At 33.5% G+C, this 21,374-nt stretch carries 18 protein-coding genes; 6 read left to right on the top strand and 12 right to left on the bottom strand.

Annotated features, from left to right (window positions below; all coding sequences use genetic code 11):
- Positions 1 to 31: 31 nt before the first annotated feature.
- Complete coding sequence (locus HMPREF2586_RS03860; RefSeq protein ID WP_046207248.1) at positions 32 to 421, bottom strand: hypothetical protein; 390 nt, start codon at positions 419 to 421, stop codon at positions 32 to 34.
- Positions 422 to 638: 217 nt separating this feature from the next.
- Positions 639 to 1,325 carry an HAD family hydrolase gene (locus HMPREF2586_RS03865; RefSeq protein ID WP_070657538.1) on the bottom strand — a complete coding sequence of 229 codons (687 nt, stop codon included), beginning with the start codon at positions 1,323 to 1,325 and terminating at the stop codon, positions 639 to 641.
- Between the two features lie 138 nt (positions 1,326 to 1,463).
- Between HMPREF2586_RS03865 and HMPREF2586_RS03870 the strand changes: the two genes are divergently transcribed.
- Positions 1,464 to 2,006, top strand: a complete 543-nt coding sequence (locus tag HMPREF2586_RS03870) for a cupin domain-containing protein (RefSeq protein WP_064209861.1) — start codon at positions 1,464 to 1,466, stop codon at positions 2,004 to 2,006.
- A 135-nt stretch (positions 2,007 to 2,141) separates the two neighbouring features.
- Here the strand turns inward: HMPREF2586_RS03870 and HMPREF2586_RS03875 are convergent, their stop codons facing one another.
- Together HMPREF2586_RS03875 and HMPREF2586_RS03880 are read right to left on the bottom strand one after the other, a co-directional pair.
- The gene (locus HMPREF2586_RS03875; protein WP_070657535.1) at positions 2,142 to 3,218 is read right to left on the bottom strand and encodes a branched-chain amino acid aminotransferase; all 1,077 of its coding nucleotides are present in this window, start codon (positions 3,216 to 3,218) and stop codon (positions 2,142 to 2,144) included.
- Between the two features lie 529 nt (positions 3,219 to 3,747).
- Positions 3,748 to 4,704: an NAD-dependent epimerase/dehydratase family protein gene (locus HMPREF2586_RS03880; RefSeq protein WP_046207245.1), complete on the bottom strand. Its 957-nt coding sequence runs from the start codon at positions 4,702 to 4,704 to the stop codon at positions 3,748 to 3,750.
- Between the two features lie 408 nt (positions 4,705 to 5,112).
- On the opposite strand from HMPREF2586_RS03880, the gene fusF reads away from it, so the two are divergent.
- On the top strand, positions 5,113 to 5,757 hold the full coding sequence (gene fusF, locus HMPREF2586_RS03885; protein ID WP_070657533.1) for a fusidic acid resistance EF-G-binding protein FusF: 645 nt from the start codon (positions 5,113 to 5,115) through the stop codon (positions 5,755 to 5,757).
- A gap of 250 nt (positions 5,758 to 6,007) precedes the next feature.
- Here fusF and HMPREF2586_RS03890 read toward each other — a convergent pair whose 3' ends face one another.
- Complete coding sequence (locus tag HMPREF2586_RS03890; RefSeq protein WP_040029925.1) at positions 6,008 to 6,898, bottom strand: LysR family transcriptional regulator; 891 nt, start codon at positions 6,896 to 6,898, stop codon at positions 6,008 to 6,010.
- 123 nt (positions 6,899 to 7,021) lie between these two features.
- On the opposite strand from HMPREF2586_RS03890, the gene HMPREF2586_RS03895 reads away from it, so the two are divergent.
- Positions 7,022 to 8,203 carry an MFS transporter gene (locus tag HMPREF2586_RS03895; protein ID WP_070657531.1) on the top strand — a complete coding sequence of 394 codons (1,182 nt, stop codon included), beginning with the start codon at positions 7,022 to 7,024 and terminating at the stop codon, positions 8,201 to 8,203.
- Positions 8,204 to 8,354: 151 nt separating this feature from the next.
- Here the strand turns inward: HMPREF2586_RS03895 and HMPREF2586_RS03900 are convergent, their stop codons facing one another.
- Positions 8,355 to 8,831 carry an SRPBCC domain-containing protein gene (locus HMPREF2586_RS03900; protein WP_040029923.1) on the bottom strand — a complete coding sequence of 159 codons (477 nt, stop codon included), beginning with the start codon at positions 8,829 to 8,831 and terminating at the stop codon, positions 8,355 to 8,357.
- Positions 8,832 to 8,906: 75 nt separating this feature from the next.
- Positions 8,907 to 10,289 (bottom strand): amino acid permease, encoded by a 1,383-nt coding sequence (locus HMPREF2586_RS03905; RefSeq protein WP_070657528.1) that lies wholly within the window; start codon positions 10,287 to 10,289, stop codon positions 8,907 to 8,909.
- 835 nt (positions 10,290 to 11,124) lie between these two features.
- Here HMPREF2586_RS03905 and HMPREF2586_RS03910 point away from each other — a divergent pair.
- The 3 genes from HMPREF2586_RS03910 to HMPREF2586_RS03920 all read left to right on the top strand — a co-directional run bounded on the left by HMPREF2586_RS03910 (position 11,125) and on the right by HMPREF2586_RS03920 (position 14,774).
- Positions 11,125 to 12,369 carry a Glu/Leu/Phe/Val family dehydrogenase gene (locus HMPREF2586_RS03910; protein ID WP_070657526.1) on the top strand — a complete coding sequence of 415 codons (1,245 nt, stop codon included), beginning with the start codon at positions 11,125 to 11,127 and terminating at the stop codon, positions 12,367 to 12,369.
- Between the two features lie 223 nt (positions 12,370 to 12,592).
- The gene (locus HMPREF2586_RS03915) at positions 12,593 to 13,537 is read left to right on the top strand and encodes an agmatinase family protein (RefSeq protein WP_040029920.1); all 945 of its coding nucleotides are present in this window, start codon (positions 12,593 to 12,595) and stop codon (positions 13,535 to 13,537) included.
- Between the two features lie 61 nt (positions 13,538 to 13,598).
- On the top strand, positions 13,599 to 14,774 hold the full coding sequence (locus tag HMPREF2586_RS03920) for an Nramp family divalent metal transporter (RefSeq protein ID WP_371090922.1): 1,176 nt from the start codon (positions 13,599 to 13,601) through the stop codon (positions 14,772 to 14,774).
- Positions 14,775 to 14,845: 71 nt separating this feature from the next.
- On the opposite strand, the gene HMPREF2586_RS03925 is transcribed toward HMPREF2586_RS03920, so the two are convergent.
- The 5 genes from HMPREF2586_RS03925 to HMPREF2586_RS03945 all read right to left on the bottom strand — a co-directional run bounded on the left by HMPREF2586_RS03925 (position 14,846) and on the right by HMPREF2586_RS03945 (position 21,364).
- Positions 14,846 to 15,919: a YkvI family membrane protein gene (locus tag HMPREF2586_RS03925; RefSeq protein ID WP_070657524.1), complete on the bottom strand. Its 1,074-nt coding sequence runs from the start codon at positions 15,917 to 15,919 to the stop codon at positions 14,846 to 14,848.
- Positions 15,920 to 16,210: 291 nt separating this feature from the next.
- On the bottom strand, positions 16,211 to 17,485 hold the full coding sequence (locus tag HMPREF2586_RS03930) for an MFS transporter (protein ID WP_256324332.1): 1,275 nt from the start codon (positions 17,483 to 17,485) through the stop codon (positions 16,211 to 16,213).
- A gap of 76 nt (positions 17,486 to 17,561) precedes the next feature.
- Complete coding sequence (locus HMPREF2586_RS03935) at positions 17,562 to 18,932, bottom strand: flavin monoamine oxidase family protein (RefSeq protein WP_070812638.1); 1,371 nt, start codon at positions 18,930 to 18,932, stop codon at positions 17,562 to 17,564.
- A gap of 32 nt (positions 18,933 to 18,964) precedes the next feature.
- A complete protein-coding gene (gene dapA, locus HMPREF2586_RS03940) occupies positions 18,965 to 19,846 on the bottom strand; it encodes a 4-hydroxy-tetrahydrodipicolinate synthase (RefSeq protein WP_070039443.1) in 882 nt (293 codons plus the stop codon).
- Positions 19,847 to 19,873: 27 nt separating this feature from the next.
- Positions 19,874 to 21,364: an aldehyde dehydrogenase family protein gene (locus HMPREF2586_RS03945; RefSeq protein WP_070039444.1), complete on the bottom strand. Its 1,491-nt coding sequence runs from the start codon at positions 21,362 to 21,364 to the stop codon at positions 19,874 to 19,876.
- Between the last annotated feature and the right edge of the window lie 10 nt (positions 21,365 to 21,374).

Genomic DNA, 21,374 nt, shown 5'->3' on the forward strand with positions numbered 1-21,374 from the left:
CCACTAACCCAACAAGTTGGGAAGTGGGACTTTATTCAATATGTTTACGATAAATAATCTTTTCTATCTCGTCTTCATCTACATACTTACTATAATAATATTCATCAGTTTGGTCGAGACCAAATGTACTTGCTTTATCTTCGTCTTCAGTACCTATATATAATTGCCCCTCTAAGTCTTGATATAAATCAAAAATAGCACCACTATATCTCGCTTCTTGATATAGTTCATAAAGTTCATCAACATCATCTCTCGCTACATGTTTATAATATAATGTATGTGCAGCGTGACGATGCGTTTGTGCTTCAAAACCATGTTCCGTAGCTCGTTCATCCTCAGTGACTAACAATACTTCATTACTTACAATTTCTACAACTTTATATGTTTCACCGCGATAATTTGCATATCTTCCATCAATCATTCAACCACCTCGTTTACGTTTTTTTACAAATAGAGACTAAGACATAATGGATTCGTGCCAGCCCAATCCCATATTGACAGTAGGTGATTGAACTGAAAATGCGCTTTAAATCAAGTTTTTTCAATTCTAGCCATACTTGCCAAGGTGGAACGACGAAATCTATTTAATAAAATTAGATTTCTGTCCCGCTCCTATATTTTGTGGATTAGTCCTATTATTATAATATGTCCACTACACTATTTGCAGTTTCAAAAATATAATCCGCTTTAGTAAATGATTCTTTTAAACCAACACCTGTTAAAACTGCAACTTTCAACCCTAATTTAGCATTGATGCCAGTTTGGATATCATTCGCAGTATCACCGATAATGGCTACATTTTCAGGTTCTACATCATATCTATAAAAAAGTGGATTTAGCACTTCAGGATTTGGTTTTTCAACGGCATCCGCTTCAGTAGAAATCACAATATCGAAGTAATGGTCGAATTGCGTGTATTCCAAGAATTGTTCTACCCCTCTTTTAGAATCACTTGTCACAATACCTAGTTTGTAACCTCTTTGCTTTAACGTATCTAATGTTTCACTGATGCCTTCAACTAAAACATTTTCTGGCACCCTATTATCGACGAGCACTTGACTTCTTTGTTGAGCCCAACTTGTTACATCTTGATTTGCAATTTTACAAAATGCCTCAATCATTTCATCTAATGCACCTGAAGCCATAATCGTACCTGGTTGAATTTCACCATCTATAACACCTAAATACGCGTAACCTTCATCTATATCGTCAATTGCATCCTTATATGTTTCCATAAAATCATCAACGAGTTGCAATCCGATTTTCATCCAACTGCGATCAAAATATATGATTGTGCCATCTTTATCAAATAATATCCATTCCATGTTTTAAACAGCTCCTATGTTTAACAATATGTATCCCTCAACTTACTACTTAATTTTAATATAAAAATCGTTCCTAAAACAAATAACTCAACTAACATACTGACTGTGAACACCGTTTAAAATCCTAATATTTAGGTTATGAGTTATAGTAATACCATAAAAGAGGTGAATAGTTTGGTACCTAACCCTAATGTTCAAATCGAAACCATTTCTTGCGACAGTGATGATTCAATTCCAAACAACCCTAAATATGCCGTACTGCTATATAAAAATGTAATCAAACAAGAAGAAAGTCCTCTAGATATTTTAAATAAAAACAATTGGTCAAACGCTTGGCGTAGCGGCATATTTCCAGTACATCATTATCATAGCAATACACATGAAGTCCTAATTGTCGTTTCAGGAAATGCCATCGTACAACTAGGTGGTGAATTTGGTCCTCATGTAGATATTCAGCAAGGCGATGTCATTATCATACCAGCTGGTTATGGTCATAAACGAGTTCACAGTTACCATAATTTTGCAGTAATAGGTGCCTATCCAAATGGTCAAGATTATGATTTTTGTACTGGAAACCCTGACGAATGGCCACAAAATATAGAGAACATCAAAAACGCAAGTTTACCTGACACAGATCCAATATATGGCAAAGATGGCCCGCTATTTAAATATTGGCATTAAGTTAAACCATCGCAGACTGTCTGTTAATAGTTTTCAACAAAAAAGAAGGAGCAAGACGCTGAAATCTTTAGTAACGTGAGATTTCTGACTTGCTCCTTTTATTGTGCTGTTTATTGTTATCTTTTGGGGAGAAATTTAATATCTTGGTACGACTACTCTCCAACCATTCGGATCCTCAAGCTTACCACTTTGAATACCAACATAATGATCATATAAATTTTGAGTTACTTCTCCTGTTTCATTATTATTAATAACGATTTCAGTATCGCCGTATTTTAATTGACCAACTGGTGAAATCACCGCTGCTGTTCCAGTACCGAACACCTCAGTCAATTCACCATTATGATGCGCTTCAATCAATTCATCGATAGATACACGACGTTCTTCTACCTCATAACCTAAGTTTTGCGCTAATTCAATAACTGTTTTTCGTGTGATACCTGGTAAAATACTACCATTTAATGCAGGTGTTACCACTTTTCCATTTTCTACAAAGAAGATATTCATACTGCCGACTTCTTCCACATATTTCTGCTCTACACCATCTAACCATAGTACTTGGTCATAGCCTTGTGCTGATGCATTTGTTTGTGCTAAAAGGCTAGCCGCATAGTTACCAGCTACTTTTGCATGACCAACACCACCACGGACTGCACGTACATATTCATCTTCTACATAAATTTTTGTCGGATTTAAAGAGTCACCACCGTAATAAGAACCTGAAGGTGATAAAATAATTAATAATTTATATGAATATGAAGGTCGTACACCTAAAATACCCTCTGTAGCAAATACATATGGTCGTATGTATAATGATTGTCCTTCTCCTTCTGGTACCCAATCACGTTCGATATCTACTAATTGTTTTAAACCTTCTAATAACGTATCTTCATCAACTTGAGGCATATCTAGACGTGCTAAAGAATTGTTAATACGTTTAAAATTTTCAGATGGACGGAATAAATCTACTTCGTCGTCATGTTTATAAGCTTTCAATCCTTCGAATACTGCTTGTCCATAATGTAATACTTGGGCCGCTGGAGAAAGTTCAATCGGTCCATAAGGCACAATTTTCAAATCATGCCATCCTTGATCAGTATCGTAATCGAAACTTAGCATATAATCTGTGAAATATTCCCCAAATCCTAAATTACTTGGATCTGGTTTTTCTTTAAGGCTTTCACGCTGTATCAATTTTATTTTTTCTGACATGACTGTTTCCTCCAATGTTCTATTAATAACTAATACATTAAATTATACCAATCAGAATAGTTTCATTCAATAATTTTCAAAAAATTTAAAAAATAACAACATCTTTGGTTAAACTAATGAAATTAATTGATTCAAGTGTAACATCATATAGAAGATAATACATAGATGTCACTGATTAAAGCATGAACGTTCACATTTTTTGAGATACTACGGAAATCGATATTGATATTTCACAATCTATTAATATTAGTAACTAAGTTCAAAATTTTCATTGATATTGTGTAGTGAACGATAGGAAAAAGGCTTTTTTGAGTATTAAAAGCTGTACAAAGGTATTGTACAACACTAACACTCAAGGAACGTCATAACTGCAAGATTATATGGCTAAACCATATATCAGACAAGAAGCATTCACGTACATGATGATATAACTTCAAATATAAAAAGCACTAATCCAAAGTGAATTAGCGCTCTTACTTTTTAAAAGTTTATACCTTAATCGCTTTGTCATCGATTATTTCAAAAGTAATTATCTTACTTTATCTTTATTTGAGATTTCTTTAAGCATAACTTCTGTCATTTTAGTCAAATCATATTTAGGATTAAAGCCCCACTCTGCTCTAGCACAACTTGTATCAATACTATTTGGCCAACTGTCAGCAATACCTTGTCTGTCTGGGTCAACTTCGTAATTTAATTTAAAATCTGGGTAATGCTCTTGAATTGCCGCTTTGACCATTTCTGGTTCAATGCTCATCGCACTCAAATTATAGGCGTTACGATTAATTAATTTTACGCCGTCTGCTTCCATTAACTTGATAATAGCGTCAATTGCATCTTCCATATACATCATATCCATAAATGTATCTTTAGCAATATAGCTTGTATACTGACCTTCACGAACTGCTTTAAAATAAATATCTACTGCATAATCTGTTGTACCGCCACCAGGCTCTTTAATATGTGATATTAATCCAGGGAATCTAACACTTCTTGTATCTACACCAAATTTATCAAAGTAATATTGGCATAATAGCTCACCAGCAACTTTGTTAACGCCATACATAGAAGTTGGTCGTTGAATCGTAACCTGTGGTGTGTTCACTTTCGGTGTTGAAGGTCCAAAAGCTCCAATTGAACTTGGTGTAAAGAACTGTAAGTCATATTCTCGAGCTACTTCTAAAGCATTTAAAAGACCACCCATATTTAAATCCCATGCAAATTGTGGATTTTTTTCAGCTGTTGCAGATAATAATGCCGCCATATGCATAAATGTATCTGGTTTAAAAGACTCAACAATTTCCGTCATTCTGTTTTTATCTGTAACATCTAAAATTTCAAATGGTCCATTAGCAATCGCCGAACCTGTTTCTGGCTCTCTAATATCTGTGGCAAGTACATTATCATTGCCATATAACGCTCTACATTTTACTACGAGCTCAGTACCAATTTGACCTAAAGCACCTGTAATCATTATCTTTTTCATAATCAAAAACTCCCTTGTTTATTACAGAAATCGTAATGTATTTTCGTAGTGGACAAACATCTATCATTTACAAACATTGTACTATAAAAGCGCTTTTTTGTATACTACGCGTGTACATGAATCAACTAATTATATTTTACGATATTGTCGTTGTAAGCTAATGATTGTTAAGCTTTTGACTTCTCGCTATATAGGAAATTTTTATAATATATAGATTTTGACATTTCTTTGGTAATTTGATATAAAACAAACAAATACAATATGTGGAGATGATGATATGTTGCATAACAATGCTTCATTATTAATACAAAGCAATTACTGTCTATAGTATGATGCTTTGTTTAAAATTTCTTTTCACAAAGCATCTTTTGCTTTTAAGAATTATAATGTGAAAGGAATTTAAAAAAATTGGAAAAACAAATTTATCCATATCAATTTAACTATATTAAAGAACGAATCGCACATTTACTTAATGCTTATAAATCAGTAAATGACTTAAATACAATTGCTTCTATAAAAGAAACAACTAAAATAGACATTTATCAGCAGTTTCATCAAACAGATGATACGTTGACTGAAGCGATTGAAAAATTAATGAACATACGTATTACTAAAGTACAAGTAGATAAAATATTAGAAATTTTACAGACATACGTTATACCCTTTGAACACCCTTCAAAAAAACAAGTCGAAAAAACTTTTCGTAAAATTAAAAAACTTAAATCACCGCTTATTAGTGATGAAATTCTTTTGGAAAGTACTTATATCGGATGGAACGATATCGCTTCAAACAGAAAATTTATCATCTATTATAACGAGCAAGGAACTTTAACAGGTTTTTATGGCGACATTGCTAACCAAACCGTTAAGGGCTATTGCGCAATTTGTAATAAAGAATCTAATGTCGCTCTATTTATGCGTAAAACACGTACTTCTGGTGATGGACAATATACCAAAAAAGGTGACTATATTTGTTTTGACAGTATCAAATGTAATCAACAATTGTCGGATATTACACAATTTTATCAATTCGTCGATAAAATCCACTCATAAGTTTTATAGTTCCGCTAGTATGATCATTATGTTAGTACTTTAACTTCAAAATACAAAGGTTTACCTGAGCTTCCGCTCATGCATAAGTCCCACTAACCCAACAAGTTGGGAAGTGTTTCAAAGGTTTACCTGAGCTTCCGCTCATGCATAAGTCCCACTAACCCAACAAGTTGGGAAGTGCTTTAAAGGGTTACTTGAGCTTTCGCTCATGCATAAGTCCCACTAACCCAACAAGTTGGGAAGTGGGACTTTAATTTTTCAAATACTCAATAAAAGTACGAATGGTTTGTTCGTTCACGCGATCAACATTTGTTAAAGCTGTAAAATAAATATAATAATCAAATGGTGAGCCAATGGGGAGCATCTCAATCAAACCATTAAGTATGAACGGATCATCTTCTAGCATCAAACTCGATACAATACTTACACCCAACCCCTCGGAAACTGTTTTAATCAATACACTTGGATTATTCGTTCTAAACACAATTTTTAATGGACCATTTTCATCTTCAAATGCTTTAAAATTATTATGATAAAAATTGCGATCATACAAGACAAAAGGAAATTGTTTAATTGATTCCATTTCAACCATGCTTTTTAATGAAAGTTTAGATTTTTTAGGTACAATTAATTTAAAGTCAGTAGATAAATTCAATGAGTGTGGGACGATGTGATGACTAAAAGTTTCATTTTCAGTTTTTCCTATAAGTCCGATATCAATCTCATTATTTTCAATCATTTTTATAATTTCTTGTCTATCACTTTCAAATACTTCTACGTCAATATGCGCATAGTCTTTTTTAAAATTTGATAAAGCTTTTGGTACAATTTTATTAAATAAGGTTGGTATCGTCGCTATTTTTAATGAACCTTTGATATTACTATGCAATGCCTCTACTTCCGATAATAAACTCGTCTGAGCTTCTAAAATATCTATAATTAAAGGTATAAGTCGCTTTCCAACTTCCGTTGGCAATGTCCCTTTACGTGAACGATTAAAAATTTTATACCCTAACTCTGACTCTAAATTAGCAATAGACTGACTCATCGCTGATTGGCTAATATGCATTGCTTCCGAAGCGTGAACAATAGATTCTAACTCATAAATCTTTTTAACATACGATAATTGTTCAAAATTCATTGTATCCTCCTTATATCAGTAAAGCTTATGTAAACTTAAAAAATTCTAATTATACATTAGTATACATTATCTATTATAATAAATGATGGTTGAAAAAATTTATATTAAAGGACGGTATTAAATATGTACGATAAACTCTGGTCAAAAGATTTTATCTTCATTACAATGACAAACTTTTTAATGTATTTAATCCATTATACATTAATCGTAACTGTCACTATATTTACAATTGATAAATACCACGCTTCAGAAAGTATGGGTGGTTTAGCAGCTGGTATATTTATCATCGGTATGTTATTTGGACGCTTAGTTTCTGGCAGAATCATCGATAATCTGCAGCCTAAAAAAGTATTAATATATGGTATTATTTTCTCAATTATTACAGTTGGCTTATACTTTGCAATCAACAGTCTTCTTATATTAATGATCGTAAGATTACTGCATGGTATTGCTTTTGGTTTATCGTCAACTGCAACTGGAACCATTTCATCTAGAATTATTCCAGATAAACGAAAAGGTGAAGGTATCGGTTATTATGCATTAAGCGTAACGACCGCTTCAGCAATCGGACCATTCACTGGTATTATATTAAATCAAAGATTTGGTTTTGAATCTATTTTTATCGTTAGCTTGGCAGTCATTATTTTTGCTTTTGTTATCTCATTGTTTATCAATGGGTTACCAAAAGCAGAACCGTCAACAACAGACAATGATTCCAAGGAAAAAGGACTTAGTGCTTATATCCAAAAAGAAGCATTACCAATATCTGTTGTAATCATATTCGTTGGTATCGCTTATTCTAGTGTACTATCATTTTTAACTGTTTATACAGAACAAATCAATCTTGCTACGGCATCTAGTTTCTTCTTTATTGTATATGCAGTAAGTACATTTGTTACACGTCCGTTTACTGGAAAAATTTATGATCATTACGGTGAAAATAAAGTGATGTATCCAGTATTAATTAGTTTCATGCTTGGACTTATACTTTTAAGCGCAACACACACAAGTTTATTATTGCTTATTTCAGCAATTTTCATTGGCGTTGGATATGGTACTATCATTCCAAGCGCACAAGCCATTGCTATACAACAGTCTCCAGTTAAAAAAATTGGACTCGCGACTTCTACTTTCTATATGTTTGCAGATTTCGGCGCTGGTATAGGACCATTTATTTTAGGTGTGATTATTCCAATTATGGGTTATCGTAACCTATATATCACCATGGCTGCGCTCGTTATTTTATCAATTGTACTTTATTTCCTATTACATGGAAAAAAATCAGCTAAAAACAACAATTATTAATATAATCATTTATAATCTAATCATCTAAATGTGGATGTAACAAAATTTGTCATCTACCATATACTTGTATCACATTAATAAGGCAAGCAAACGAAAACGAACTGTCGTTTGCTTGCCTTATGTTTTGGAAGCATTTTTAATGCCTTTCACTTTAAATCACAGCTAAGCTGGCTTCAATTTCAGTTTTTTTCGCATCAAAATCACAATCCTGTTGTGATAATGGCTTGCCTGTTTCGGCAATACTTTTGATACTTTCGGTTTGGAATTGCCAACCAGCAAAATCTAATGTAATATGTGGAAATTCAAAAGGTAAATATTCATAAAAAATGAGTTCTACATATGATTGATGTTCAAATAATTCAAATTTCACTTTTCCAATATCCCATGTAAAACCAATCGTTTTATTTGGTTCGAAATGTGTAATACGCATTTCTAAATCTTCACTATCGTCTAAGTGAAACAACATTTTCCCGCCTTCTATTCGTTCTTGAAATGACAATTGTGGAAACCATTGCTGTATCCCTTCTGTAGTACTTAAATAATCAAAAATACGATGTACGTCACTCTTAATTTTCAAATTTATTGTTTGATAAACGCCTGATTTATCTTTAGCATACTGTATTGCCATTTTTTCCCTCCTAAAAATAGGAATATAACCTATCAGTAATCATTACTTTGGTTATATTCCCTAAAATTATTTTTATTATACTTTTTCTTTAACTTGTGATTGAATCGCTCTTTCTTTTTTCGTGTAATTAAAATAGATAAGCCCCAGTATGATAAACCATATTGGTGATAATACAACACCCATTCTTGTGTCAGGTACAATAAACAATATCAACAACACAAAGACAAAGAATAATTGTACAAATCTTGCAGTGTGAATACCACCTGGTAACTTAAACTGACTTTCTTTGTGATGGTTAGGATTTGATTTCGCATATTTTGCATACGCATGCATGATGAACATCCATACAACAACTAACAAAATAGTTGAAATTGCCGTTACATAGAAAAATACTTGAGTCGCATTTGGAATAAAATAATTTAACAGTACAGTTATAGACAGTAATGCACAAGTGACAAGTATTGCAACAAAAGGGACACCTCTATGATTCGTCTTCATTAGCAAATGGTGTGTTTGACCTTTTTCTGATAGTCCAAATAGTATTCTACTATTCGCAAAAATACCACTATTACAAGCTGATGATGCTGCAGTAAGTACTACAAAATTGATTAAACCAGCCGCAAATGGTACGCCTATTAACGCGAATAAGCTGACAAATGGACTATTGTTCGGATCTATATCTTGCCAAGGAATAATTGACATCATAACTGCTAAAGCCCCTACATAAAACAATAAGATACGTAAAGGCACACTATTGATTGCTTTAGGTATCGTCTTATGTGGATTTCTCGTTTCACCTGCTGTAATACCTAGAATTTCTATACCTGTAAATGAAAAAACAACCATTTGAAATGACATAAAGAAACCTGAAGCACCATGTGTAAATAATCCACCATTACTATAAATATTAGATATACTCGTTTTTCCAAATGGCGTTTGGATCGCAAATATAATCATCACTACACCTACAATTATGAGTGCTAGTATAGTCACAACTTTAATAATGGCAAACCAAAATTCTAACTCACCAAACATTTTCGTACTCGTTAAGTTGAAAGTCATGAGTATCAAGATACAAGCTAATGATGTAATCCAATTTGGTAAATCTGGAACCCAATATTCTACATATTTAGCAACAGCTGTAATTTCTGCCATACCTGAAGTTATCCATGTTAACCAGTACGTCCATCCTGTTACAAAACCAGCAAAAGCTCCAATTTGATCATGAGCTATATCTGCAAATGTTTTGTATTTCGTATTAGCAAGTAACATTTCCCCCATTGCGCGCATAAATAAAAATAAAACAAAACCTACAATTATGTAAGTGAGTAATATCGATGGTCCAGTCAAACTGATAGACTGACCCGCCCCTAAAAATAGGCCAGTTCCAATGGCGCCACCAATAGCAATAAGTTGAATGTGTCTATTGCTTAACTCTCTGTTTAATTTATTTGTCATAAATTTGCTCCAATTCCTTTGTTTTAAAACATAATCAACATATAGAACTTAAAATCATACCCCTTAATTTCAAATTGCAAAATACTATAAATCAAAAATGTTTGATTGTATAATATTATTTTTTTCTGAAAATTACAACTATTCTTCAAAATTATTTTAAATAAAAATGTGTTATTACACTATTGTTTTATTTATACCATAAAGTTTATTAGTAATTTACTATTTTATTTATTTTTACTTTCATTGTACATCATGATATTTACGTGCTATATCTTTGTTGTGTGCTAAAGTCTATGGTAATTGTAAATAATTCAAATTAAAAAAAGTATGTCTCCTAATGATTCACAGCTATAATAAAGTAGTTAAATTATGGCATAGTTCTTAACTCAGATAGACAAGTTACAGTACAATGTGTAACAAAAAATATAGCCTTTATAATAAATATACATGCATTTAATCATTACTATCCATTTTCTCATCCCCTATAAGTCGATTGTAACTATAAACGATTATTCATATTTAAGTAACATTAAATTTTACTATCTACAGCATCATATACTTTTCTATATCTATTAATTTTTCAGTATAATTAATCAATTTACGACGCTGTTTTTCAACACTATAAGCAATCACTTAAAGTTCTCGGCTATAATCACCCCATATCCAAGCATAAAACTAGACAATTTCTCTCCAAAAAATCATATATTTTGTATTAATTGAATTTTCAAACTTTTATAAAAATTCAGTCATTATGTATTGATTTTATATCTTATTATCGATAACATTTATATATAAGTAACTTATAAGTATTGAAGTAATGATAGAGGAGATAAACATGACAGAAAACAATAACTTAGTAACTTCGACTCAAGAAATTATGAAAGAAGCCTTACATAAATTAGGGTTTGACGATGGTATGTATGAACTTGTCAAAGAACCTTTAAGATTTTTAGAAATACGAATTCCTGTGCGTATGGATGATGGCACCGTTAAAACTTTTAAAGGCTATCGTGCACAACACAATCAAGCCGTAGGACCTACCAAAGGTGGTATCCGCTTCCATCCTGATGTGAATGTTGAAGAAGTGAAAGCATTATCCATGTGGATGACAATGAAGTGCGGCATCACAAACTTACCTTTTGGTGGTGGTAAAGGTGGTGTCATATGTGATCCAAGAGAAATGAGTAATTTAGAACTAGAACGTTTATCACGTGGTTATGTTAAAGCTATTTCACAATTTGTAGGAGCTGCCAGTGATATTCCAGCACCAGATGTTTATACAAACCCACAAATCATGTCTTGGATGATGGACGAATACAGTAAAATCAACCGCTCAAATGCATTTGCATTTATTACAGGCAAACCGCTTTCATTAGGTGGTTCACAAGGACGTAATCGAGCCACAGCGCTAGGTGCTGTAATCACAATTGAAGAAGCTGCGAAACATCGAAATATTAATATCGAAGGTTCTCGTGTAGCGATTCAAGGTTTTGGCAATGCCGGAAGTTTTATTGCTAAAATTTTGCATGATAAAGGGGCTAAAATTGTCGCGATATCAGAAAGTCGAGGCGCTTTATATAATCCTGAGGGGCTGGATATTGAACATCTTCTAGCATTAAAAGAACAACATGGTCGTGTAACACCATTATTTGAAGACGTCATTCCTAATGAAAAATTATTTGAACTCGACTGCGACATTTTGATTCCTGCTGCACTATCTAATCAAATTACAGAAGCAAACGCCCATTTAATTCAAGCTAAGATTGTGGCAGAAGCAGCTAATGGCCCTACGACACAAGAAGCGACTAAAATATTAACCCACCGTGACGTTTTAATCATACCAGATGTACTTGCTAGTGCAGGTGGTGTAACAGTGTCTTACTTCGAATGGGTGCAAAATAATCAAGGCTATTATTGGTCGGAAGAAGAAATCATCACGAAACTTGAAGAAAAAATGGTTGAAGCATTTAATAAAATTTATGATTTAGCAGAAAATAGAAAAATGGATATGCGTTTAGCAGCTTATGTTGTAGGTCTAAAACGTACGGCTGAAGCAACGCGTTTCCGTGGTTGGGCATAATACTTTATTCCCTATTCCATGTTGCAACAAGCTGATTCAAATTTGAATCAGCTTATTTTTTATACATTAATTTTCACACTCAGACTAAATTTCTATATAAAAATACTTTCCTATTAAAATATTTACATTTTCAAAAGGTTTAAAAATAGAATTTTCTGAATTTATTTGAAATAAAAAATTATCCAATATATACTTATTTACAACAAAGGGGAGGTTATACAATATGAAAAACAATATTTATGGTAATGTACCATGCTTTTTAAATAGTAAAAATCTCACATCTACAGATAATTTAGATACAGATGTCATAATTTATGGTGCGCCTTTTGAAGGTGAAAGCACTTGGGGTGACTATACTGGCGTTGAATTAGGTCCAAAGCAAATTAGAGTTTGCTCAGCACGTTACAGTCAATATTTACCAGAATTAAACCATATTGATATTAGTGAACATTTAACAATGGGCGATGTAGGTGATGTGCCTTTTGTTGCGCACAATAATCAACAAAGCTACGAAAACATTGAAAAATTCACTAAAAAGCTATGGGAAAGTGAGAAATTTTTAGTTGGTTTTGGTGGTGAACATGGTGTCACTTACCCTATTCTGAAGTCACTGGCGGAAACGGGTAAAAAAGTGGGCATTATACATTTGGATGCGCATTATGATAACATGCCCGATTATGAAGGAGAACCCTACGCACGTAACACTCCATTCATGAGACTATATGAAACAGATGGTATACGTAATGAAAGTATCATTCATACAGGTATTCATGGTCCTAGAAACAAACCAGAAACAGGCCGTTACGCTCAAGAAGCTGGTGCAGTAACACTTACGATCAATGATATTAGAGCTGCTAAGGATTTAAAACAATATGCTAGAGATATTTATGCACAGGCGAGTAAAGATGTAGATGTCGTATATTTAACCATTTGCAGTGATGTACTAGACTTTGCCTTCAATCCAGGTGGCCCAGTAGATGGCAATGGACTAAGTTCTTATGAGCTATTAACAATGATATATGAGTTTGGTGCATTAGGCTTATGTGGTATGGATTATGTTGAAGTTTACCCAATGCAAGATGCTAACCAGAACTCTGCCCACTTCGTTTCAACAGCTGTATTATATGTACTTGCGGGACATGTGAATTATTTAAATAACACAAAATAAATGAGGGGTGATGACATTGGTCAAAAATGTAAGGAAGATTATTAAATCTCTCGGTCCTGGTATGATTATCACCGCTTCATTTATAGGTCCCGGAACCGTTACAACGATGACACAAGGTGGTGCGGGGTTTGGTTATAGCTTGTTATGGGCTGTTGTATTCTCAATTGTTGCAACCATCGTACTCCAAGAAATGATTATTCGACTATCTCTTGTAACAAGAGAAGGTTTAGGCGAAGCGATACAAGAATTATTCGCTCATAAAGTAGGAAAACTAATTATTGTATGGTTTACATTAATAGCTGTAACCATTGGTTGTGCTGCTTACATCAGTGGCGATTTAATTGGAACTTCACTTGGTGCAGCATATCTATTAAATTTACCAGAAAACCTAGTAGCACCTATTATCGGTTTTATTATTTTACTCATCGGGTTATTTGGTAATTATAAATTTTTAGAAAAAATAATGATTTTCTTGATGGTCATCATGGGCATTATCTTTATTACAACTATGATCGTCATTAAGCCTGATATTTTTGGTATTTTAAAAGGTGTATTTGTACCTACAATTCCGAACGGTTCTATAATAACTGTCATAGCATTAATCGGAACGACTGTAGTTCCTTATAATTTCTTCATCCATTCCACAGCGGTACACGAACGTTTTAATGGTATAAAAGAACTCAAATTTGCGCGTTGGGATACTATTATTTCGATTACTGTTGGTGGTATCATTTCAGCAGCTATTCTTATTGCTGCTGCCACATTAATTCGTGGTGATGAAGTCAAAAGTATTATTCAACTTTCTGGTCCACTCAAACCTGTTTTAGGCGATGCCGCTCCCTTTGCAATTAGCATCGGTTTGTTTGCAGCAGGGCTTTCATCTGCTATTGCTTCCCCTACTGGAGCGGCAGCTACAATAAGCAGCTTATTAGGGTGGAAAGGTGGCATGGAAAGCAAAAAATACAAGATTGTCTTTGCAGTCATTATCCTTATTGGTATTACAACATCCTCACTCGGATTTGAACCATTAGAAGTATTATTAGTGGCACAAGCCTTAAATGGTATTATTTTACCCATCGTTGCTATATTAATTTTTATTATCATCAACAAGAAAAATCTAATGGGCCGTTTTGTCAATAACATTTGGCTTAATATTATCGGTTTTGTTGTCGTTTTAATCGTTACTTTCTTAGGTCTTTATAGTCTAGTCGACGCAATTACTAGCTTTCTATCTTAAATAAAAAAGACGTATAGTCCAATTATATACAAAATTGGTTACTATACGTCTTTTATTTATGTTTTTAGTGATTACATTAAACGTTTTTCACTAAATTTATTATAAACCCATCTAACTAATAGCGCAGCACTGATAAACAGGCCGATATAACCGAATGTTTTAAACACGAAATTCACTAGATCGACAAAGCCAATAAAACTTAAGATAAACGCCACAATTAAAGAAATTGTTAATAGTGCAACATAGCCTTTACTACTTGGTCGTGTAAATCTACTTAAAAATGGATACAACATACCGATACAGCTATTGAAAATAACACCAATCATCACCGCTGACATAAATACACCTATATAAGGATGTATATCATTTGCCAATAATAATGTAGGAATATCTACACTATTGGCGTTGTGGATATTAGCCATTAATCCACACGTCATAATTAATAACAATATACTAAAAGATAGGCCACCATAAAATGCTCCCCTGCGTGCTGTTTTATGACTCATAGCATCACTACCAACGATGGTTAGGAAGCTAAAGCTATTGCCAATGATTAATCCTCCATAAACAATCGCATCCCACCACCATATGGAACTAGATGTTTTAGATGGTTTTGTGTAATGTTCTACCTCTGAAAATGGAATTGTAGGATTGATAATATTATAGCCCGCAATCACTAAAACTGCGATGACTAAAAATGGTGTCACTACACTTAGTATTGTCATGATTTTATTAAATCTAAGTTGTAGCACAATAAAAAGCAAAATTACAATTGCTAATGAACCTGTCCACATTGGAAGCCCAAATCCTTGATAAAGTGCAGAGCCGCCGCCTGCAATCATAACAACAGTTAAGCCAAATAAAAAGAAAATAGTTAAATAATCAATAATCTTACCTACATACTTTCCGAAAATATGGTTCAATGAAATTTCATATGTATTCGCATCCAAGCGATAACCCATTTTTGAAATTTGCCTAGTCGCAAACGTTACAATAATACCTGTAAGAATCACTGCAATATATGCATAATTTCCATGGTTAACAAAGAATTGTAAAAGTTCTTGGCCAGTTGTAAATCCTGCGCCAACTATAAAACTAAGATAAGCGAGCGCAGTCTTAACTGCTGCCTTATTATCTTTACTCATTGATCATACATCCCCTTCGAAGTTAGTTACTATGTACTATTTATCAGGTTTTCAAAACAAACAATCATTGTGCTAAAAGATTAAAAATACATATGTCGAAGCAAATAAGAGCGAGACAAACATCATACTTTTCTAGTAGATTCCTTTGTCCCGCCCAACAAAAGTAACTAGGATGAAAGTACAGTTCATCTAGTCAACTTTTCACTTCATTCAACATATAACAATCATATTCAATCAAATCAAGGCCATTTAGCGATGCTTAAAAAACACCACAACACTTTAAATTTCAACCTAAATAGCTCCTGCCTCTTCTAAATTTTTCCCTTTTGTTTCCGGTGCCATATAAATCGACAGTATAAAACCAATAAATAATAGTGCCGATGAAATATACATTGTTACACTTAATCCATAATTTTCTAAAATCATCGGAAAGAAAAATGTACTTAAAGCAGATGCTGATCGACTCACAGTAGTAGTAAAACCTCCACCTGTACCACGTACATATGTAGGGAATAGTTCATATGGATAAATCCATTGATGACTGCCCATAGCTGTATTGAAAATACCGTAAATAATAAATAGTACAAGTATCATTAAAAATGGAGCGTTGCCACCAGATACTATACCTAATGATAACAAAGCTAGCGCAGTAATCAAGAAGGGCCATATCAAAGTAGGTCTTCTTCCATATTTTTCAACTAAGTATAATGCTGGAAAAATACCTATTAAATAAAACATATTAATAACAGCAGATCCTAAATATTTTTGTGAACCTTCATGGAATCCAAATTGTGAAAGAATCTCAGGGATATACGTTCCAATAGCAAATGTAGTCATCACTTGTAATGACCAAAACATGGAAACAAAAAATGTACGTCTGCCATAACCATTTTTAAAAATATCTGCCAAACTTGTTTTTTTATGTTCATGGTTTGTATTTGAAACAATCACGTCGTCACCAAATATTTTTTTAACAATCTGGGCTGCTTCTACACTTTTACCTTGTTTTGTTAACCAATGTGGAGATTCTGGCATATTAAGTCGAGCTAATAATAAAAAGATAATCGGTAAAGCCCCGCTTAATAACATCCATCTCCAACTATCTGCACCTAATGGAAGCATAAAATAACCAACAAGATATGAAATGGCATAGCCAATAAACCAAAACGCATTAATGCCGCCTAACAATGCTCCTCTATGCTTTTTAGGCGCAAATTCGCTCATTAATGAACCAGCTATAGGATAATCTGTACCTAGAGCAATACCAATCAACAGTCTCAACACTACTAACTGCATTGGATCTGTAACAAAAAATTGCGCAGTGGTAAAAACACCTAATAACAACATATCAATAATAAACATTTTCTTACGTCCTAATATGTCTGTAAAATAACCACCAACTAAACCGCCAATGATCATCCCAGCTAATGTCCCCATACCTAGTAAGCCAACCATCGTCACAGACATTTCAAAATCATTTTGCATTACTGAAAGTGCGATGGCTATAATTCCTAAACTATAGCCATCAACAAAAGAACTGCCACTCGCATAAGAAAAGATTTTCATGTGAAATTTGCAAAAGGGCATATCCTCCATAGATTTATTTGTCATAAAAAAGCCTCCACATCATTTTTGTAAACGCTTACAAAACTTCTCGTAAATCTTCATTTTTGGTAAAACCTAATAGACTATTAATATTTTGCGCAGCGGTATACCCAGTTTGAATGGCTGTTTCAGTATAAAACGTACCTAAATAATCACCTGCTAAAAATAAACGTCCTTCTGGTTCTATTAATGTTGATTGTATATCAGCGCGTCCAGGATACACATACGCCGATCCATAAGGAAATTTATTCACCTTAGCTTCTATAACATAATCTCTAAAACCAGGAAGAATCTCTTCTAAATCATTCAGGTATATTTCTAATATTTCATCTTCAGATTTGTCAATCAATGCTTTACCTCTATTCGCAGGTGAAAATGTCATAAAACTACTACCCTGTTCACGATTTTTCTGTTGGGCATGAATGACATTAGAATTGTGTATTAATATATCAAATGACCGCTTCGGCGTAGCAAATGCGTATACATCATCCCAAATTTGTTTACCTTGTTCATTCGTTAAAAATGACGCACTTACATGCGGTCCATATTTAATTTGGCTAAGTGCATAATCTAGCTTTGCACTTAAATTTTTTGTGATTTTACGTGTGATGGGTGCCGGCGTAGTTATGATGGCGTACTTTGCAGTTTCCACAAACTCAGTTCCATTTTGTTGATACTTTACTGTTACAAAGTCTTGGTTATGAATGATTTCTTGTACGTGTGCATTGATTTCAACTTTATTTTTTAAATGGTTGGCTATTGTGTTTGTTAATGTAGATGGCCCACCCATTATATTTTGAGATAGCCCGCCTTTTTTATTCCAAATCATATGAAAGTAACCGATGCCTGCTCCAGCCGAAATTTGTTCAGATTCACCTGTTGATCTACTTACGGTTGGTCTAAAAATAGCATCTGCATCAATCGGTAATTTTCCTGTGAATTCTGAAAATGTTTTATTATTCATAAAATCTAAAATACGTTGTTGTTGGACACAATAATCTTCAACTTCTTTCTTTTGAGCAACTTTTGCATATTTCATCACTGCAGCTCTTACTTTTGCACCTGCAGTTAACATTGCTAATCTCGATTTCCATGACATAGGTACTCTAAATGGATATAATTCTACTCGACCATCTAATAAAAGTTTTCCATTTAAATGCATAGCAGAAAGTTTTCCAGGCACTGGTAATGATTTAACACCTACCGATTTTAATAAATCGTCAGTTGCTGATCCTTCACCAGCATAAACGTGTCCACCCCAATTCATCCAATAATTACCACGTCTTTCAGACATTACACGTCCACCAACACGATTTTCTGATTCTAATAATAGTATATCGTGGTTACTTAATCTCCATGCTGCTGATAATCCTGCCAATCCACCACCGATAATAATGACATCTTTCATATTAGCACCTTCTTATTCTAATTTTCTTGCACTTAGTTATTTATTTCATTCAATAATTGTGTCATTTTTTTCTCAAATGATTTAGATGCTGGTTGTAATGGTAATCGACATGTAGTGTCTGAAATTCCTAACGCTTTCAAACCAGCTTTAACTGTTCCAGGTACAGTTTCTTCTTCTAATAAATTAAATAAAGGCAGTAATTTTTTATTTAATTCAGCAGCTTCTTTTACATTATTTTCTTGGACTAGCTCATACAATTTTGCAATTTTATCCGGAACTAAATTATGTACTAGCCCTATTGCACCATTTGCTCCTATTGATAATGAAGGTAAAAATAAATCTTCAAAACCATTTAATAACGCAAAATCTGTATTATCTTTCACTAGGTTAAGTAATTTAGATGTATGAATACCATCTGCTGTATTTTTAATACCAATCACACCTTCAATTTTACTAATTTCATGTATTAATTCAGGTGAAAGTTCTACGCCTGTTGCGTCTGGATAATGATAAATAACGATACCAATGTCAGTGTTTTTTGCTACAGCTTTATAATGATCTAATATTCCATCGTCACTTGTAACCATATAATACGGATTGATAACTAATGCTGAGTCTGCACCAACATGTTCTGCAAATTTCGTCAATTCGATTGTATCAAGTGTCCTATGACACCCCGTTCCAGCCATAACTTGAACTCTTTGATTCACTTGGGATGTTACAAATGCTATGATTTTTTTCCGTTCCTCGAAAGTCATCAATGAATATTCTCCAGTACTACCGCCGACAAGTACACCATGAATTCCACCTGCAATCACATGTTCTATTAATTTTTCAAATGATTCAAAATCAATGTCTCCGTTTTCTAACATTGGAGTAGGTAATGCTGCAATCATTCCATAAGGTTTATACATAATATATTCTCCTAATCTCTTTATATTTTAATCTATATTAATCATGACACTTTTAACTGATGTATAGCTTTGTAAACCATACTCTCCGCCCATCTCTCTACCAATACCAGATTGTTTATAACCGCCGAATGGCATCGTTTCTATTTCAAGACCGACCGTGTTAATCCACACTGTTCCCGCTTCTAGCTTTTTAGATATATAATGACCGTGTTTAATATTTTGTGTCCAAACACTAGAGGCTAAACCATACTGACTATCATTAGCTCTATTAATGACTTCATCAATATCATCAAACACAAAGACAGACATTACTGGACCAAATATTTCTTCTCTCGCAATGGTCATATCATCTTCTACATCTGCAAAAATAGTAGGTTCAACATAATAGCCATGTTCATATGTTTGCTGACCACCAAATATTAATCTGGCACCTTCTTTTTTTCCTTTTTCTATATAATCTATTACCTTGTCTTGTTGTCTTTTAGAAATCAATGGTCCCATATTATAATTATCATCCATGCTTGGACCTAGTTTTATTGACGCTGCTTTTTTCTTTAATCCCTCTAAAACAGTTTCATAAATATCTCTATGAACATAAACACGTGTACAAGCACTACAATTCTGTCCTTGGTTATACATTGTGCCAGCAAATGCACCTTCGATCGCTTCATCTAAGTCAGCATCTTTCAATAAAATAGCTGGCGATTTACCACCTAATTCTAATGTGACATTTTTTATTTCATCTGCTGCACCCTTCATGACATTCTTGCCTACATTTGTAGAACCAGTAAAAGCAATTTTATCTATTTTAGAATGATTAACGATAGCCTCACCTGCTGTGTTACCAGGTCCAGGCACAATATTAACAACCCCATCAGGAAATCCTGCCTGTTTAAATAACTGAGCTGCATACAATAACGATAATGGTGTTTCAGTCGCTGGTTTAATAACAATCGTACAACCCACAGCTAACGCGGCACCTAATTTCCAGGAAGCCATTAATAACGGGAAATTCCAAGGAATAATTTGTCCCACAACCCCAATAGGTTCATGAACCGTATAACTGACTAAATCATTTGAAATTTGAGTGGTTTTACCACTAATTTTTGTTGCAAATCCAGCATAATATTCAAATTGTTGAATTGTTCCATCAATATCATCAGCTAATGCAACATCATATGGCTTACCACTATCAATAGACTCAAGTTGAGCCAGTTCTTCTCGATGCGCTTTTAACAACTGTGCAAAAGCATAAATAATATTACTCCTTGTATGCGCTTCCATTTTTGTCCATTCACCAGTATCAAAAGCTGCTCTAGCTGAATCAACTGCATAATCAATATCTACTTCATCTGCTTCATGAACTTTAGTTATTACTTTTTCAGTAGAAGGATCCAAAACTTCAAACAGCTTGCCTTTTTTTGCATTACAATAAGCGCCATTAATATAAAGTTGAATATCTTCTTTCAAAAAAGATTGCACTTTTGGTTTTAAATTTTCAAATTTATAATTTAACAATATTATACCC

Source organism: Staphylococcus sp. HMSC034G07 (assembly GCF_001835975.1).
Taxonomy (GTDB): domain Bacteria; phylum Bacillota; class Bacilli; order Staphylococcales; family Staphylococcaceae; genus Staphylococcus; species Staphylococcus ureilyticus.

Bases quoted from the DNA above. Each gene is read 5' to 3' on its own strand.
- HMPREF2586_RS03880 (WP_046207245.1), bottom strand. From the start codon at position 4,704: ATGAAAAAGATAATGATTACAGGTGCTTTAGGTCAAATTGGTACTGAG.
- HMPREF2586_RS03930 (WP_256324332.1), bottom strand. From the start codon at position 17,485: ATGAAAATCTTTTCTTATGCGAGTGGCAGTTCTTTTGTTGATGGCTAT.
- HMPREF2586_RS03935 (WP_070812638.1), bottom strand. From the start codon at position 18,932: ATGAAAGATGTCATTATTATCGGTGGTGGATTGGCAGGATTATCAGCA.
- HMPREF2586_RS03865 (WP_070657538.1), bottom strand. From the start codon at position 1,325: ATGGAATGGATATTATTTGATAAAGATGGCACAATCATATATTTTGAT.
- HMPREF2586_RS03860 (WP_046207248.1), bottom strand. From the start codon at position 421: ATGATTGATGGAAGATATGCAAATTATCGCGGTGAAACATATAAAGTT.
- HMPREF2586_RS03870 (WP_064209861.1), top strand. From the start codon at position 1,464: ATGAGTTATAGTAATACCATAAAAGAGGTGAATAGTTTGGTACCTAAC.
- HMPREF2586_RS03925 (WP_070657524.1), bottom strand. From the start codon at position 15,919: ATGAGTAAAGATAATAAGGCAGCAGTTAAGACTGCGCTCGCTTATCTT.
- HMPREF2586_RS03895 (WP_070657531.1), top strand. From the start codon at position 7,022: ATGTACGATAAACTCTGGTCAAAAGATTTTATCTTCATTACAATGACA.
- HMPREF2586_RS03910 (WP_070657526.1), top strand. From the start codon at position 11,125: ATGACAGAAAACAATAACTTAGTAACTTCGACTCAAGAAATTATGAAA.
- HMPREF2586_RS03920 (WP_371090922.1), top strand. From the start codon at position 13,599: ATGATTATCACCGCTTCATTTATAGGTCCCGGAACCGTTACAACGATG.
- HMPREF2586_RS03890 (WP_040029925.1), bottom strand. From the start codon at position 6,898: ATGAATTTTGAACAATTATCGTATGTTAAAAAGATTTATGAGTTAGAA.
- HMPREF2586_RS03875 (WP_070657535.1), bottom strand. From the start codon at position 3,218: ATGTCAGAAAAAATAAAATTGATACAGCGTGAAAGCCTTAAAGAAAAA.
- dapA (WP_070039443.1), bottom strand. From the start codon at position 19,846: ATGTATAAACCTTATGGAATGATTGCAGCATTACCTACTCCAATGTTA.
- HMPREF2586_RS03900 (WP_040029923.1), bottom strand. From the start codon at position 8,831: ATGGCAATACAGTATGCTAAAGATAAATCAGGCGTTTATCAAACAATA.
- HMPREF2586_RS03915 (WP_040029920.1), top strand. From the start codon at position 12,593: ATGAAAAACAATATTTATGGTAATGTACCATGCTTTTTAAATAGTAAA.
- HMPREF2586_RS03905 (WP_070657528.1), bottom strand. From the start codon at position 10,289: ATGACAAATAAATTAAACAGAGAGTTAAGCAATAGACACATTCAACTT.